Raw genomic sequence first — 14,989 nt, 5'->3', positions numbered from 1 at the left:
TTCTATCCTAGCTTCAACTCTTGAGATCCGCCAGCCGAAGCCACCGGGCGGTGAAATCACATAGACTTGAAATTGTAATCACACTTTTGACATTGCGAAAGGATATGTTCACTGTCCTCTATATGGTATGCACCCGACCATTTACAAATGCTTTGCAAGATGGGTACAACAGATTTCCCTTTATCTGACAGGCAATACTCCACTCTCGGTGGAATTTCATCAAATTGCTGCCTTTGAATAATCCCGTCTATAATCAGTTCTTTTAAAGTCATGGCCAAAACTGCATCTGTGATGTTTGTCATTTGTTTACGCAAAGCGCTGTACCGCAAAACCTCTTTCTCTGCCAGAACACAGATAATCCGTGACTTCCATTTCCCGCCGAAAATATCCAAGCCATATTCCAGAGGGCAGCGGATATCTTTATCTAACTTAAGCTTATACATTCCATATTCCTCCTGTATGGTAATTATAAAAGGCATACTGTCTATACGCAAGTAACTATGAAATTTATGAGTTACTCATGAATTTGCTAATATATTCCCCCGCAAAAGTCCTTTAACTATAATAAAAGTAAGCTCAATGACAGAGCTTCATAAAAGCCACTTAGGAGGAATTAAGATGAAAGTCAATGCTTATCTGGAGATCACAATTAAAATTGAAGTCACCAATCGTTCTGCGGCAACGAAAATTTACACCGCATACCGTGAGCCTTTCCTCAAAACCATCGAAGGCGCTATAACGAAGGACCTGCTGATCCGTGACGAGGATGTTCAGGTTCTGCACGGTTTTGACAGCCTGGAACATGCACAGGGATACTTATCCAGCAAAATGTTCCAGAACGATGTGTTTACCGGCCTCAAACCTCTCTGGAGCGCCGAGCCTGATGTAAAAATTTACAACGTAGCCTAATAGCAAAAGCGCCAGCTATCACAGGGAATTCCCATGATAACTGGCGCTTTGCTTTATATTGTTAGTAGCTATCATTTAGCATTTCTTTACTACAGCCTTACAAAAACGCTTGCCGCCTTATGCGATCTGCGCTGGTAGCCTTTTTTATTTTCCTGTATTATTAAAGTCAAAAAACATCGCCAACTGGTCACCACCTAAGGCCATTGCCCCAAACAACGCACCTACTCCGCAGCCTGTTGAACATATATTGCCCTCTATTTTTTATCCGTACAGGATCGTGCTTAATTAGCAGCTAAAAATAAAAAAGTGTTTGTATCAATGCTCCACGTAGGTAGAAAACTTGAAACCTTATAGTATTGCTGGTCACCACTTAAAAAAGCTGCCAATTATTTAACCTATATAATTAGTTTTATTTATTAAACATTATTAATATTTCAGCAAATTAGGACTTTAGTTGCAGGATTCACCCAATTTTTACCTAATGTTTATAATGAGTCCATTATATTTTACTAGGAGGTAACAAAATGAAAAAGTGTTTTTTAGTTCTCGCAGCATCTATAGCAATGTCTGGTGTTGCCGCGGCTGCACCTGTGACCAATCTTGAGAAAGGGGAAACAAACGCAGGGTATTTATATTGGAATCCGAAAGTTGAAATTGCTTCTGCCGATCTTGGTAGCCATAATGCAAATGGCTTCTTTGTCGAAACAGCCCTAACCGACAAAGTCATCGTGGGAATAGAAACAATCAAGGGTGACGCTTCCGCAGTTATATCCGGATCTTTTGCAAAAGCTGATACTCGGTTTACTGATGTAACGATTCAATACAAAATAGCTGATAACGTTCGGCTGATTGCCGGTAACCGTAATTATGATACTAATGGATCAGCCTCAGGATGGGGATCTGCCAGTTTATCAGAAAATAAATTGGTTTATGGTATAAGTGGTTCAACTGCATTGGGGGAAAAAACAACCGCCTATGCAAGCGTTTTACAAAACTCCATTGGAACAGACTGGCAAATTGGCGTTAATCAGAACATAAGTAATACACTAACATTTAATATAAACTATCGCTATTATGACGAAGATAGTATCTTTGACACCAAATTAAAGGGCCTTGGTGCAGGTCTAATATATAAATTCTAATACAGAGCGCAAAAAGGCTTCCAGCATAACGCTGGAAGCCTTTTTGGGTGCATCTGGCAGAAACGATCCACCTGCCTCAACCGTTATGGCGCCGACGCTGTATGAGAAATGCAGGTATTGCCTACCATTGATTTATTCCATTCTTTCCTTATAAGTTTCATCTAGAGCAGCTACTAAATCACCACCATTAGCCAATAGCTTCTCTTTAAGAGTAATCCACTGCACTAAAAATGGTAAAGCTTGCGCTTTCTCCCAATGGCTTTCTTTATAATTAGCAGTTAAAACCCACGATCTTCTTGCCAACATCACTAAGTCATTATCCGTTCTATTTACAGGAATACCCGTAGGCCTAACCTTACCTTCTTTTGAATCATTCTCGTCTTTATCACTAGCTCGAATGCCAATTCCAACCCCGACAAATCGTGGAGGATTTCCAGAATTCCGAACTTGAGCATATTGTAAAATTCTTATTGCTAATTCTCTCTTTTGGCAATCTCGCTGTCTCTGCTCATCATCACTATGCTCTAACCGTTTATCTACAGCGCTTATAAGAGCTTCTATTTCTCTTTTAACATCCTTAGTTATATATAATGTATAGCCACTATTGGCAAAGGCATTTACAGGATCAATATTCATTTCGCTAAAACTATCAACCATGTTTGAATCAATAATAACGCTCTGCGGATTAACCATGAATATCAGCCCCCTTAGAATTGTTTATTTACCTTTGAAATAGCTTTCTCGAATATATCTACTTTATCGACTTATAATATTCCTTTTTCTAGTATGAAAAAATGATATCACTGATAAGCTGCTACTACTGACATTTTCCTTCAATCAATGTATACTATTTATATGGACTTACTTGTGTGGAGGTATCGGCATGGAAGAAATATTAAAACAAATTTTAGATGGCCAAAGGCAAATTTTAGAACGCCTAGACCGAGTAGAAAACCAACTTTCCAATGTTGAAGGCCAACTTAAAGAGAACACCTCCATCCTTCGCGTGCTTGAACACCGCAGTGAAGTACAAGCAGCGGAAACGGAAGGTCTAAAGCTGACTACTGCAACCAATGAAGCGATAGAACGGTTAGATGCAAAATTCGATGTATTAAACACCAGGCTTTTCCAGCAAGAAACTGCACTACAGCTCATTAAGAAAGCACAATAACCTCAACAGACACAGCACTGAACGATATAGGGCTGTGTCTTTATATTTTAATGTGCAAAACATTTTCAATGTTATTTCTCAAACAATAAGCCTTCCAGCAAAATCGCTGGAAGGCTTATTGGGTATATCATCATTTATGGAATCTATTTTTTTAATACCGCAGGATTTACACATGTATCAGGCTCTTGTCCGTTAAGTACTTTGATAATATTGCCTACGGCAATAGCTCCCATCTTCAAGCGTGTATCCATAGTAGCTGATGCGATGTGAGGCACTATAACTACATTGTCCAAATCGCTTAGCCCCGGAGCAATCCTTGGTTCAGCTTCGAATACATCAAGTGCCGCTCCCCAGATTTCTTTTGTTTGCAAAGCCTTTACCAAGGCAGCTTCGTCTACTACCGGTCCCCGGCTCGCATTAATGAGAACAGCTGTCGGCTTCATCATTTTCAATTCTGTCTCGCTAATATAGTGATGTGTTTCCGGCAGTAATGGCACGTGCAGAGTAAGGAAGTCTGACTCTTTCAGCAGAGTCTCCTTATCTACATACGTAGCCCCTACTTCCTTTTCAAACTCTTCGTTGCGGCGAACATCGGTATAGATAATCTTCATGTCAAAGCCTTTGGCTTTGCGGGCAACATTCTGCCCGATTCTGCCCAGGCCGGCAATACCTAAAGTCTTTTTATCCACGTCTAGCCCGATAAAGAACATCGGTGCCCAGCCCTGCCACTTCCCATCACGCACGAACTTATCAGCCTCAGGAATACGCCGGGCCATTGCCAGTAATAAGGTAAAGGTTAGCGTGGCTGTCGCTTCGTCCAGAACGCCCGGAGTATTAGTAAGAATAACGCCCCGCTCGGTTGCCGCAGCCAGATCAAAGTTATTGAAGCCGACAGCATAGTTAGCCACTATTTTCAACTGTGACCCGGCCGCGTCAAGAACTTCGCCGTCAATGGTATCGGTAAGAAGAGATACTACCGCATTTTTACCTTTTAGCTTTACTTTTAACTCTTCTTTGCTCAAAGCCCTGTCGTCAGGGTTAACTTCTACATCAAAATGCTTGCGCAGTTCGGCAATATTCTCTTCCGGTATCAGCCTGGTCACATATACACTTGCTTTTGCCATTATAATTCCCCCAAGAATCAGCTTTATTTTTATTAAAAATTCATTTTTCAGCGAACTTATCGTTTCACTTCTATCTGGGCCATTTTCTCATAAAACCGTATTAGCGAACCATGATCGTCATCTCCCATGCCATCCACTTTGAGAGCCTGCATCATTTCCATTACGGCAGCTGTCATTGGCAAGGGGACACCTACGCCATGGGCGGTATCCATTACATTGTTCAAATCTTTGATATGCAGGTTGATGCGAAAGCCGGGATCGAATTTGCGGTCCATCACCAGCGGTGCTTTGGCATCAAGCACAGTACTGCCTGCCAAGCCGCCACGGATTGCCTGGTAAACCAATTCCGGCTGAACTCCCGCCTTGGCCGCCAATACCAGAGCTTCCGACATGCCGGCAATATTAATGGCCACCATGATCTGATTAGCCAGCTTGGTAACGTTGCCGGCACCAATATCACCTGTCAAAACAACAGAACCGGCCATGGATTTCATAATCTCGAAGCATTGGTCAAATACCTGCTTTTTACCACCAACCATAACAGATAAAGCGCCGTCAATCGCCTTTGGCTCACCGCCACTGACAGGTGCATCCAGCATTTCAATGCCGCTTTCAGCCAATTTCTCAGCCACTTCACGGCTAACCAACGGCGAAATGGAACTCATGTCAATTACCACGGTCCCCGCCTTTGCTCCCTCAATAATGCCGTCTTGGCCAAGAACAACCTGTTTCACATGCGGTGAATTCGGCAGCATAGTGATAATGATATCTGTTTGGGCGGCAACCTCTTTAGGTGTTGCCGCTGCTACCGCTCCACAGCTAACCATTTCATCCACAGCCGCCTGGACCACATCGCAGACAACGAGATTATATCCTTGTTTCAAAAGATTTTTGCTCATCGGTTTTCCCATTATGCCCAAGCCAATAAAACCAAGTTTCATCTAAGATCACTCCCTGAATGATTTCTAGCAGACTGAAATTCGTGAACAATCACTTTAGAAGCTGCTTTACCTCTGCGACCATCATAGTTGCTATTGCCAGATCTTCCTCCGGTTTAAGTCCACTGATTCCGGCTCCGCCGATCAATTCATCCTTACTATCTTTTAAAACAACACCGCCAGGTAAACCAGTCAACTTATCATCACAAAAATAGCTTGCCGGAATATTTTCACGGTTAAGCCGCTCCAGGAAAACATCGGTGTCTACACCCATTCGCGCTGCGCTATAGGCCTTTCCCTGGGAAAGCGCAATGCTTCGTACAGGCGCTCCATCCATTCGCCCAAAAGCGAGCAAAAAACCATATTTGTCACATATAGCCACACAAATTGGCCGTTTAAAATCAGCAGCAGCTTTAGCAATTGCTTTGTCAACCAAGGTTTGCGCCAATTGCAAACTTATCTCCATTTGTCTCCACTCCTCTAACTACGTAATTTCTAATTTGATTGACTGGTATGTTCATCTTCGCAATAAAGACTGGCATTGACTGCAGCCTTGTCAGGCCCCGCGTCATGTACCTTCTTATACATCCACGAAGTCAACAGCGGCGTTAAAATTGCAGTAACAATGACAGATGCCGCTACTTGAACTGTAGCAATAGGAGCAACTGCGATGTACGCATGGTCAGCCATCGCCACAGCTTGCGGGACGGCAGCTGCATTGCCGGCAGTACTGGAAGCTGCAGCACCGGCAATACCGGATCCACCCAATTTTCTGTCGGCGAGAATGCAGACAAAACCTGTGACAGCCCAAACAAATGCGCCTAGTATAATACCTTGAAGCCCTGCCGTCAGAACGGAATTGAGATTAATATTTTGCCCCAAAGTAAAGGCCATGAAGGGAACAATGAGCGGTTCGTGATCGCCAAAAAAGTTACGCAGATCTTCATCAAGATTCCCCAGTATCGCCCCCATTAAAATAGGTGCTACAACCGACAACATCGTAAGCCAGGGAATATTCGCCAAACCGGCGCCGACAAGAAACAGCATTGTCAGAAATGGTCCTGTCTCAATACTCTGAGGCACATACGTTCCGGCATCTTCTTTATCACCCATTACGCTGGTGAGGGCCAAAAACATGCCGCCGTTCGTATCACTCATCGCTGCCATTACAGCCAGTGTAGACAGACCAAAAAGATCCCCATTAAATAATCTGGACAACGCAAAAGCGATGAGAATTGCGGTACCCACTTTTGCAAACAGAATACCGCAGCCCCGTTTTAACATACGAGGAGCCGTTCTTAGTGTCATCTTGGTACCACAAACGAATAAATACATGCCCAGAACGGTAGGATAGCCGACCCCGCTTAACGCCTCAGTGAATCCGCCGATTTTAAGCAATGTGGGAAAAAATGTATTAATCACCATCCCGATAAATAAGGGAACTACCATAAGTCCGCCTGGCACACGGCTTATTGCCTTCATGATCTTCATGCTTTTACTCTCCTTTTAGTCGAATATGTGGCTCATATTCTTTTTTAAAGACTAAATTCGCAGCCCGGGGTACCCTCCTTGTGACATGTATTAATTGGAATTGTGAAGATCTTCACCTAGTTATAATGCATAATCCGTGCCAACTGCCCAAGCCCAGAATATACTGATAAAAAGAAAAAATACCGCAGGTTATGCTTATTTTTTATGCATAGCTTGCGGTATTTTTAATCATGCTCATATAAATTTAGTCATCTGACTCCAACTCGGCAAAACGATCCACCGTCATTCGGTCAATGCCCAGACGCCGGGCTGTTTGGCTTTTATTCCAGTCTTCTTCTTGCAGTACACGCCGGATGATTTTCCTCTTAATATCCCGGAAAGTGCCCTGAATTAATTCATCATTACCTGAGCCTGCTTGTTGCTTTGGGCCGGCTTGAAGCTCTTCGACCATCAGTCGTACTGTTGGCAGATGGATTTCGCCTTCGATAGCAGTGAGCACAATACGCTCCATAATATTCTTTAATTCTCTTATATTGCCCGGCCAGGAATATTCACAGATCAGACGTTTCATTTCCTGCGGCAGCTCCATAGCATTTTTATTGTGTTCGCGGATAAAACGTTTAAAGAATTGTTCTGCCAGCAGGGGAATATCGTCTGGACGCTCGCGCAGCGAGAGAAGCGGAAGATTGAGCACGTTCAGCCGGAAAAACAAGTCATTGCGAAAATTACCTGCCATCATTTGTTTTCTCAGATCGATGTTTGTGGCTGCAATCACCCGGATATTAACCGGAATAAGCGCATCAGAGCCTAAACGCATTACCATACGTTCTTCAAGCACCCGCAGCAACCGTGCCTGAAGCCCCTTTTCCATATCGCCTATCTCATCCAAAAATATCGTCCCGTTATGAGCCAACTCGAAAAGTCCTATCTTACCACCTTTTTTGGCTCCGGTAAAAGCACCCTCGACATAGCCAAACAACTCACTTTCCAATAGCTGCGAGGGCAAGGCCGCACAATTAACAGCCACAAAAGGTCCCTGAGAGCGCGGACTGCTGGCATGAATACTTTGGGAAAACAGCTCCTTGCCTGTACCACTTTCACCTTGAATAAGAACAGTAGCTCCTGTCAGTGAGTAGCCGCGTGCAATCTCAATTAGATTCTTCATCCGGCTGTCATTTGTCAGAATATCATTAAATTTATATTTCGTCACAAGCCCTTTTCCGTATAGACTCTGACGGATAGTCCGCTCAGCATCCTGAATCCGCGTTACCTCTTGAAAGGTTGCCACAACACCCTTTACAACACCATTAACATTTATCGGTATCCGGTTTGTCAGTATATGACCTTCCGGCGCCTTCTGCAACTGCCCAATTTCGTCTTGACCCGACTTCAGCACCTCATCGATTCGGGTTTCAGTGATCACTTTATTGATTTTTTTGCCCAAAACCTGACTTTGGCTGACATGAAAAATCTTTTCGGCTACTGGATTCAACAGTGTAATATTGCCGCTTTCATCAGTTGCCATAATTCCGTCATGCACAAAGTTAAGAATTGCCTGAAGCCGCTGAGTAGCCTTCTGTTCTTCTTCTTGAACCCGCAGCAAATTCATCGCATCTTCTACCGCCGGCAAAATAGATTCCCGGCCCGAGGTGATTAAACGTACATCCAGTGTGGGAAATTCCAAATGAGTCAGGACACTGGTATCGCCGATAAACGTATTGACGCCATGTTCTTCCATTAAGTACTTAACCCGGGAACGAACATCCTCCCAGTCTGTTTCAACACCGTCAGCAAGAATAATCTCGTGAATCGAGATCCCGAGAACCTGTGCTGCCGCCCGGCAGCCGGTAACCGCATTCTTGTAGCCTAAAAGCCCTAAAACCCGCCCGGGACCGGATACCGGGTAGATGTTGCGAAATATGTCAAAACCCGTTATCCTGATCTCGACCACAGGAATTTTAACATGCCGCCGGATCATTGAGGCCGTACCGCCCCGGCTAATAATGATCTTTGCCCCGGCCTTCTCCGCTTTCACTGCTTGTCTCGTTCCTTCTTCTAAACTACCTTCCAATACATCTATCGGCAGATCTAGCTCCTGTTTGAGTTCACGCGCCAACTGGGCAAATTCTGTATAAGTCGCCACAAGACAAATGTTATTCTTCATTACTTGTCACCCCTTACAGGACACATTTGCTATTACACTTATTTCGAAGGACACAACAGAACCGTCCCCTTGTATCTTCTAGCGTGCTTTTCCCCAGGGACACGCTTTTATGCAAACGCCGCAAATCAAAGCTTCTCCTCCTTGCTTTTTTGCAATGTGAGAAAGGCGGCTTACGCATCTTTTCAAGTCAACCGCTTCTTCTCTTGTATTTGGGCGGTCGTCCCAGGAGGCTCCATGGATGGCGTTTGCCGGACAGGCATCTTTACATTTTGTGCAATTACCACACCGGTTAGGGATGGGTTGATCAGGCACCAAAGGAGCATTTGTCAACAGGCAGGAAAGACGAAGACGGGGCCCATATTGAGGATTGATTAAGAGCAGACTCTTTCCTTGCCAGCCAAGACCGGCAGCCTTTGCCACCGCTTTAGCAGAAATATGTCCCAGCCAATTTATTCTATCAACCGTCTGCGAAGCAGGTATTGCAAGTGCTTTATATCCTAAATTTAGAACTTTACTTTGAAGCATCAAATTGATGTGATCCAAAACAAGATTAACTGCTGCATACTGGTGGATATAAAGCGGGGTTGGCTCACATTCAATTTGCTCAAAAATAGTTGGAGAAACTTGAAACGCTACTACAATAGCTCGCGTAAAACCATCCAACAAATTGGCAGGGACTGTCGTGATACCTTTCAGTCTCTCCAAATCGGCGATACCAACTAAATCAGCACCTAAGTTTAAAGCGTATTCTTTAATTTCTTTCGTAATAGCTTGTTCCACTGAATTATCCCCCTATGCTTTATTTACCTTTTTAAACAAAGATACAAGAGGAACGGTTCTCTTGTATCTTTAAGACTGCATCAGTAACTATGTTTTTTATTTGACCCTTGCTTTTCATTCGAGACAATATCATTCACTCATTACACTACCATTTTATACCTATTTTTTAAAGGATACAACAGAACCGTCCCTCTGTGTCATTCACTTAATGTCTTGGAGATCTCTTCATCCCGGCCTCCACTGCCGCAGCTATTAAAACTTTATTTACCTCCTATGACCTGGAATTTCAATGTGTTCTGCCTCATGCGCAAGAAACTTCATTACACGTGCCATTTGCAGAAGTTGTTCCCCAGTTTCCCCAAAGCACAAAAAAGCCTTCCAGCAAAATCGCTGGAAGGCTTTTGTTTCGTATGGTGCGCCCGGCAGGAATCGAACCTGCGCACCCGGTTCCGGAGACCGGTGCTCTATCCCCTGAGCTACGGGCGCATAATGTGTTGACCACGAATAGCATTATATCACATTAGCTGCCCTAGATGCAATCTTTTTATTGAATTGTTTTACGTAAATTACTGGAACTTATTTGTGAGTTGCAGGTGTCTGGCAATACGGGCAGGTTTTCCATTCCCGATTGAGCTCGCGGTCACAGCTTGTGCATTTGGGTTTTAATGTAAAGCTGCAAAAAGGACAGGCTTTATAGTCTTCCTTTACTTTGCCGCCGCACATGGGGCAATGCATCGTTTCTTCCACCGGAGACGCTTCAACGTCAATGATAATTTCCTCCCGCCGGGAACGTTCGACCTTACTCATGCGGGGTTTACGGCCCAGCAGCAAATACAACGGCAAAAATATAATTACAGCAGCAAGAGTTCCCAGCGACCAGAGTATAGCTGTACCTAACTCATGTCCGCGGCCTCTGGCATCATAGTATACCCAATAAGCGGCAATAAAAGAGATCACAAAACTCGCGGTGGCAATCAACGTATTTCCTCCATAGGTTATTATTTGCTACTATTATACCATTTTGCTATCAAGAACAACAGCTACTTGCTGATTTCATCAAGAGACTTATTCTTGGTCTCTTCGCCAAGCACAAGGACTGCTACGGCAATAATCACCAATGTAATGGTAAACATCGTAAAAATTCGTGCAAAGCCGTCAGTTCCGCCAACCATATAACCAACGACTACAGGTGCCAGAACGCCGCCGATGCGCCCGAAGCCTGCCGCCCATCCTGAGCCAAGGGCCCGCACACGGGTGGGATAAAGTTCAGGAGTATAAGTGTAAATGACACCCCAGGCCCCAAGGTTAAAAAACGAGATTAGACTTCCCCAAAACAGGACGGTTACTGAACTGCCACCTTGGCCAAAGAAGTAGCTTGCCAGGGCAGTTCCTGCTAAATACGCAGCCAGCGTTGCTTTGCGGCCTATCTTATCCACCAGCCAGGCAGCGCTGAAATAACCCGGCAGCTGGGCTAATGTCATAATGAGTACATATTCAAATGTTTTAATCATTGTATAGCCCTGGGTAACCATCAGCGACGGCAGCCAGGTAAAAATACCATAATAGGAGTATACAATACCAAACCAGACAATCCACAGCATGGCTGTTCGTTTGATAAATTGAGGAGACCATAGTTCCTTATAAGCAATGCCGCCCTTTGCGGTAGTAACGACAGTATTAACATTTGCAGTAACAGCAGCGGCCGCATAAACCGGCGTAATTCCGGCCTGTGTTTCCAGACGGGCTACAATGCGATTGGCCTCTTCAACCTTACCGCTGTCTGCCAAGTACCGTACCGACTCAGGTATTGCCAGGCGAATGACAAAAACATACAGCGCCGGTAAGGCACCGATGAAAAAAGCCGCCTGCCAGCCATAATGCGGTATAAACAGATAAGACAGCAGAGCTGCTACCAGCCAGCCAACACCCCAGAAGCTTTCGAGCAGCACCATAAAGCGCCCTCTGACAGCAGGTGGTGAATACTCCGTCATTAGCGTTGCGGCAACAGGCAGCTCTCCCCCTAGCCCAAAACCGACAAAAAAGCGAAATACCAGTAAGGATTCATAGTTCCACGCTAGCCCGCACAGTCCGGTAGCAACACTATAAATCAAGAGTGTTACCGAAAAAACCGCTTTGCGCCCAAAACGGTCAGCAGCCGTACCGGCAACAACAGCGCCAAGCGCCATCCCTACCAGTCCAGCACTGCCGATGATTCCCATCTGAGCTGCCGTTAAGCCCCAGGCCTTTGCCAAAGCGGGCAGTACGAAGGCAATCAGCCCTGTATCCATGGCATCAAACATCCAGCCAAGGCCGGTCGCCACTAACAATTTATAATGAAACTTCCCCACAGGCAGTCGTTCCAAGCGAGTTGTTAAATCCATTTTGCCCTCCATGTCTTTACAGGTGTCTTGTCATATGTATAGGTTAATTATAGTTCTTTCTTTTTCAGATGACAACCCTTGTTTTATGAAGTATAGTAAAAGATACATTCATAATTTGAGGTGATACCGATGTCCCAGATCAAGCACTCGTATATTAGCAAACCGCTGGCCATGCTGACAATAGCCCATGGCGTTACAGATCTCAGTCAGGGCGCCTTGCCGGCCATGCTGCCATTTTTAAAGAATTTCTTCCAGCTTACTTACGCTCAGGTCGGTGCTATCGTGCTAACGCAAAATCTTACTTCCTCCGTCATTCAGCCGCTTTTTGGCTACATTACAGACAAAGTATTTCTGCCCTGGCTAATTCCCGTAAGTCTTCTATTAGCCGGACTCGGCATGGCTGCAACCGGACTTGCGACCTCCTACTCCCTGCTCCTGTTGACAATTGTAGTTAGCGGCCTTGGCATTGCCGGTTTTCATCCCCAGGCCTCCAAATCGGCGCATCTGATTAGCTCTGCCGCCAGTAAAGGCCGCAGCATGGGAACGTTCTCTGTAGGCGGAAATTTTGGTGCCGCAGTGGGGTCCATCTTCATGACTTTTCTGCTCAGCGGCCCCGGTTCAATTAATAACACCATTTACTTCCTTATCCCTGCGGCACTTATGGCCTTGTGGGCCTGGCAGAGCCTGCCGCAAATCTCTCCCCAGACAAACACAGCCCCAGTTGCTGCTCATGTCCCTAAAGCTGCTGCCACAGCCTTACCCTGGGGCCTCTTAACAACTCTCCTTAGTTTCATCTTTATTCGTTCCAGTATTCATACCGGCTTAAGCACTTATATTCCGCTCTACTATGCGGACTATCTCTCCGGGAGCCCGCTTTACGCCAGTTACTTATTATCTTCTTTTCTAATTGCAGGCGTAATCGGCACTTATACAGGAGGGCTGCTGAGTGATCGCTTTGGGCGCAAAACAGTCATTATTATCTCCACAGCCGCTTCTATGCCGCTTATCTTTTTATTTCAATTTACGTCCGGTTTTGCTACTGTTATTCTTGCCGCTATCACCGGCTTGACGCTGATCTCTTCTTTTGCCACTACGGTAGTAATGGCTCAGGAAATGATGCCACAACATATCGGCATGGCATCAGGCCTGACAATTGGTTTTACCATCGGCCTTGGTGGCATTGGCGCAACCATTCTCGGTTATGTGGCTGATCATTTCGGTATTCCTTCTGTCTTTACCATTTTAACCGTACTGCCCGTTGCAGGTCTGTTTTTCGCAGCTTTCTTACCTGGAAAACTATTTAAGCGGGACAGCCACGCAGCTTCCGGCCACTGATAAAGTCCATCTGCCCGATAAAAAGAGCGAGTTAAGCAGGATGTTCCTCCCGCATAACTCGCTCTTTTTATTCAATAATGGTTACTGCTCAACCATGAAACCCCGCGCTTTTAATTGTTTTTTAATTTCCTGCAAGACCTCTACTGACGGAACTTCAATGGTGTGAAGATGAACGCCGCCGGTCACAGCAGATAACGGTTCGGCACTGCTATCGTTAATGGCAGTCAAAAAAGCGGTCAGCTCACGGCGTGATGCCAGCATCAAATTTGCCTTTATTTCACCGTAAACTCCATGCTCGACAATAACGTCAAGCACCTTGCCGCCATTGTCAACAATAATGCCCAATTCCTCTGCCATATCATCCCGTCCATGGCGGCAGGCTAATTTGGCTGTTATAACAGGCTGCTCCTGTAAACCAGGTACGACATAGCCCTGTGGCGTAGCATAAATCTCCAGTCCACCGGCCCGCAAAATTGCAATATCACCGACTATAACCTGACGGCTGACCTTGAGCTGCTTTGCCAACGCTCCTCCGGCCAGCGGATGTTTCGCTTGTCTCAGCAGTTCAGACAACTGCTTGCGCCGTTCCTTGCCATCCACCTGCATCACCTGCTTTATATCAATCTTTTACTTATTTTACCTATCAGACAAAAGGTTTTTTTCTGGTGCCGCGGAACTCTTCCAGTAGTCTTATTTTACTACAGGAGGGTATACAATGCACGAATTTAAACCCTGGCACAATGCGGTTATTGGTGAAAAAGTGGTAGCTGCTTTAAACAAAAACAACTTTAAGGCTGTCTATGTACCAACAAAAGAAGAAGCTATTGAGCAAATCCTGGCTCATATTCCTACTGATGCTTCTGTTGGTATCGCCGGTTCCTGGACGATTCATCAGCTCGGCCTGGACGATTTGGTCGAAAAAAGAGGCAATACGGTATACAATCATAACAAGCCCGGTCTTAGTCCAGAGACTATCCTTGATTTCCGGCATAAACAGCTATCCTGTGATGTGTTCCTTACCAGCACCAACGCTTTAACCCTGAATGGCAAGCTTGTTAATACCGATGGTGCCGGCAACCGCGTAGCTGCCATGATTTTCGGGCCAAAAAAAGTAATTATTGTTACCGGTATCAATAAAATTGTCGCCGATGTGGCCGAAGCAGAAAAGCGCATTCAGCTTCATGCCGCTCCAATCAATAACAAACGTCTGGCACGGACCACCCCCTGTGTGCAGACGGGCCAATGCATGGACTGTATGAGCCCCCAGCGCATCTGTAATATTACTACCGTTCTTCATAAAAAACCGCCGGTTTCGGATATTCATATTTTTGTTATCGGTGAAGATCTTGGTTTTTAAAATAAAAATAAACACCAAACAATATTGTTTGGTGTTTATTTATTGGTGGGCGATGACGGGATCGAACCGCCGACATCCTGCTTGTAAGGCAGGCGCTCTCCCGGCTGAGCTAATCGCCCGGGATTGGTGACCCGTAAGGGAATCGAACCCTTGATACCGCCGTGAAAGGGCGGTGTCTTAACCGCTTGACCAACGGG

General features: G+C 45.1%; 16 protein-coding genes and 2 tRNA genes. 5 read left to right on the top strand and 13 right to left on the bottom strand.

Annotated elements, in window-relative coordinates; all coding sequences use genetic code 11:
- Positions 1–56: 56 nt before the first annotated feature.
- Positions 57–443: a helix-turn-helix domain-containing protein gene (locus RTR76_RS20675; protein ID WP_312524505.1), complete on the bottom strand. Its 387-nt coding sequence runs from the start codon at positions 441–443 to the stop codon at positions 57–59.
- Between the two features lie 175 nt (positions 444–618).
- Here RTR76_RS20675 and RTR76_RS20670 point away from each other — a divergent pair, with 175 nt between their 5' ends.
- Both RTR76_RS20670 and RTR76_RS20665 read left to right on the top strand, forming a co-directional pair.
- A complete protein-coding gene (locus RTR76_RS20670) occupies positions 619–909 on the top strand; it encodes a hypothetical protein (RefSeq protein WP_312524504.1) in 291 nt (96 codons plus the stop codon).
- A gap of 524 nt (positions 910–1,433) precedes the next feature.
- Positions 1,434–2,051, top strand: coding sequence for a hypothetical protein (locus RTR76_RS20665; RefSeq protein WP_312524503.1), 618 nt, complete (start codon positions 1,434–1,436; stop codon positions 2,049–2,051).
- Between the two features lie 132 nt (positions 2,052–2,183).
- On the opposite strand, the gene RTR76_RS20660 is transcribed toward RTR76_RS20665, so the two are convergent.
- Complete coding sequence (locus RTR76_RS20660; protein WP_312524502.1) at positions 2,184–2,744, bottom strand: hypothetical protein; 561 nt, start codon at positions 2,742–2,744, stop codon at positions 2,184–2,186.
- A 190-nt stretch (positions 2,745–2,934) separates the two neighbouring features.
- On the opposite strand from RTR76_RS20660, the gene RTR76_RS20655 reads away from it, so the two are divergent.
- The gene (locus RTR76_RS20655; RefSeq protein WP_312524501.1) at positions 2,935–3,222 is read left to right on the top strand and encodes a hypothetical protein; all 288 of its coding nucleotides are present in this window, start codon (positions 2,935–2,937) and stop codon (positions 3,220–3,222) included.
- 143 nt (positions 3,223–3,365) lie between these two features.
- Here the strand turns inward: RTR76_RS20655 and RTR76_RS20650 are convergent, their stop codons facing one another.
- From RTR76_RS20650 to RTR76_RS20610, 9 genes are all read right to left on the bottom strand, one after another.
- On the bottom strand, positions 3,366–4,346 hold the full coding sequence (locus RTR76_RS20650; RefSeq protein ID WP_312524500.1) for a D-glycerate dehydrogenase: 981 nt from the start codon (positions 4,344–4,346) through the stop codon (positions 3,366–3,368).
- Positions 4,347–4,402: 56 nt separating this feature from the next.
- On the bottom strand, positions 4,403–5,287 hold the full coding sequence (garR, locus tag RTR76_RS20645; RefSeq protein ID WP_312524499.1) for a 2-hydroxy-3-oxopropionate reductase: 885 nt from the start codon (positions 5,285–5,287) through the stop codon (positions 4,403–4,405).
- A 49-nt stretch (positions 5,288–5,336) separates the two neighbouring features.
- The gene (locus RTR76_RS20640; RefSeq protein ID WP_312524498.1) at positions 5,337–5,750 is read right to left on the bottom strand and encodes a heme-binding protein; all 414 of its coding nucleotides are present in this window, start codon (positions 5,748–5,750) and stop codon (positions 5,337–5,339) included.
- Positions 5,751–5,779: 29 nt separating this feature from the next.
- Positions 5,780–6,775, bottom strand: a complete 996-nt coding sequence (locus tag RTR76_RS20635) for a 2-keto-3-deoxygluconate permease (RefSeq protein WP_312524497.1) — start codon at positions 6,773–6,775, stop codon at positions 5,780–5,782.
- Between the two features lie 244 nt (positions 6,776–7,019).
- Positions 7,020–8,939: a sigma 54-interacting transcriptional regulator gene (locus RTR76_RS20630; RefSeq protein ID WP_312524496.1), complete on the bottom strand. Its 1,920-nt coding sequence runs from the start codon at positions 8,937–8,939 to the stop codon at positions 7,020–7,022.
- A gap of 78 nt (positions 8,940–9,017) precedes the next feature.
- Positions 9,018–9,719, bottom strand: coding sequence for a 4Fe-4S double cluster binding domain-containing protein (locus tag RTR76_RS20625; protein ID WP_312524495.1), 702 nt, complete (start codon positions 9,717–9,719; stop codon positions 9,018–9,020).
- A gap of 411 nt (positions 9,720–10,130) precedes the next feature.
- Positions 10,131–10,205 (bottom strand) — tRNA-Arg (locus RTR76_RS20620).
- 90 nt (positions 10,206–10,295) lie between these two features.
- Complete coding sequence (locus tag RTR76_RS20615) at positions 10,296–10,697, bottom strand: double zinc ribbon domain-containing protein (protein WP_312524494.1); 402 nt, start codon at positions 10,695–10,697, stop codon at positions 10,296–10,298.
- Positions 10,698–10,759: 62 nt separating this feature from the next.
- Complete coding sequence (locus tag RTR76_RS20610) at positions 10,760–12,100, bottom strand: MFS transporter (RefSeq protein ID WP_312524493.1); 1,341 nt, start codon at positions 12,098–12,100, stop codon at positions 10,760–10,762.
- Positions 12,101–12,229: 129 nt separating this feature from the next.
- On the opposite strand from RTR76_RS20610, the gene RTR76_RS20605 reads away from it, so the two are divergent.
- Positions 12,230–13,435 (top strand): MFS transporter, encoded by a 1,206-nt coding sequence (locus tag RTR76_RS20605; protein WP_312524491.1) that lies wholly within the window; start codon positions 12,230–12,232, stop codon positions 13,433–13,435.
- 81 nt (positions 13,436–13,516) lie between these two features.
- Here RTR76_RS20605 and RTR76_RS20600 read toward each other — a convergent pair whose 3' ends face one another.
- Entirely contained in the window at positions 13,517–14,035 is a 519-nt protein-coding gene (locus RTR76_RS20600) for a transcription repressor NadR (RefSeq protein ID WP_312524490.1), read from the bottom strand.
- 115 nt (positions 14,036–14,150) lie between these two features.
- Between RTR76_RS20600 and RTR76_RS20595 the strand changes: the two genes are divergently transcribed.
- Entirely contained in the window at positions 14,151–14,792 is a 642-nt protein-coding gene (locus RTR76_RS20595) for a lactate utilization protein (RefSeq protein WP_312524489.1), read from the top strand.
- 43 nt (positions 14,793–14,835) lie between these two features.
- Here the strand turns inward: RTR76_RS20595 and RTR76_RS20590 are convergent.
- Positions 14,836–14,911, bottom strand: a tRNA-Val gene (locus tag RTR76_RS20590).
- Between the last annotated feature and the right edge of the window lie 78 nt (positions 14,912–14,989).

The sequence above is a fragment of the Anaerospora sp. genome (assembly GCF_032013335.1).
Lineage (GTDB): Bacteria > Bacillota > Negativicutes > Sporomusales > DSM-15969 > Anaerospora.
This window is presented reverse-complemented; position numbering and strand designations above follow the sequence as displayed.

What these genes read in the sequence shown, in the direction of transcription:
- RTR76_RS20675 (WP_312524505.1), bottom strand. Translation starts at nt 443, where the DNA reads ATGTATAAGCTTAAGTTAGATAAAGATATCCGCTGCCCTCTGGAATAT.
- RTR76_RS20670 (WP_312524504.1), top strand. Translation starts at nt 619, where the DNA reads ATGAAAGTCAATGCTTATCTGGAGATCACAATTAAAATTGAAGTCACC.
- RTR76_RS20665 (WP_312524503.1), top strand. Translation starts at nt 1,434, where the DNA reads ATGAAAAAGTGTTTTTTAGTTCTCGCAGCATCTATAGCAATGTCTGGT.
- RTR76_RS20660 (WP_312524502.1), bottom strand. Translation starts at nt 2,744, where the DNA reads ATGGTTAATCCGCAGAGCGTTATTATTGATTCAAACATGGTTGATAGT.
- RTR76_RS20655 (WP_312524501.1), top strand. Translation starts at nt 2,935, where the DNA reads ATGGAAGAAATATTAAAACAAATTTTAGATGGCCAAAGGCAAATTTTA.
- RTR76_RS20650 (WP_312524500.1), bottom strand. Translation starts at nt 4,346, where the DNA reads ATGGCAAAAGCAAGTGTATATGTGACCAGGCTGATACCGGAAGAGAAT.
- garR (WP_312524499.1), bottom strand. Translation starts at nt 5,287, where the DNA reads ATGAAACTTGGTTTTATTGGCTTGGGCATAATGGGAAAACCGATGAGC.
- RTR76_RS20640 (WP_312524498.1), bottom strand. Translation starts at nt 5,750, where the DNA reads ATGGAGATAAGTTTGCAATTGGCGCAAACCTTGGTTGACAAAGCAATT.
- RTR76_RS20635 (WP_312524497.1), bottom strand. Translation starts at nt 6,775, where the DNA reads ATGAAGATCATGAAGGCAATAAGCCGTGTGCCAGGCGGACTTATGGTA.
- RTR76_RS20630 (WP_312524496.1), bottom strand. Translation starts at nt 8,939, where the DNA reads ATGAAGAATAACATTTGTCTTGTGGCGACTTATACAGAATTTGCCCAG.
- RTR76_RS20610 (WP_312524493.1), bottom strand. Translation starts at nt 12,100, where the DNA reads ATGGATTTAACAACTCGCTTGGAACGACTGCCTGTGGGGAAGTTTCAT.
- RTR76_RS20605 (WP_312524491.1), top strand. Translation starts at nt 12,230, where the DNA reads ATGTCCCAGATCAAGCACTCGTATATTAGCAAACCGCTGGCCATGCTG.
- RTR76_RS20595 (WP_312524489.1), top strand. Translation starts at nt 14,151, where the DNA reads ATGCACGAATTTAAACCCTGGCACAATGCGGTTATTGGTGAAAAAGTG.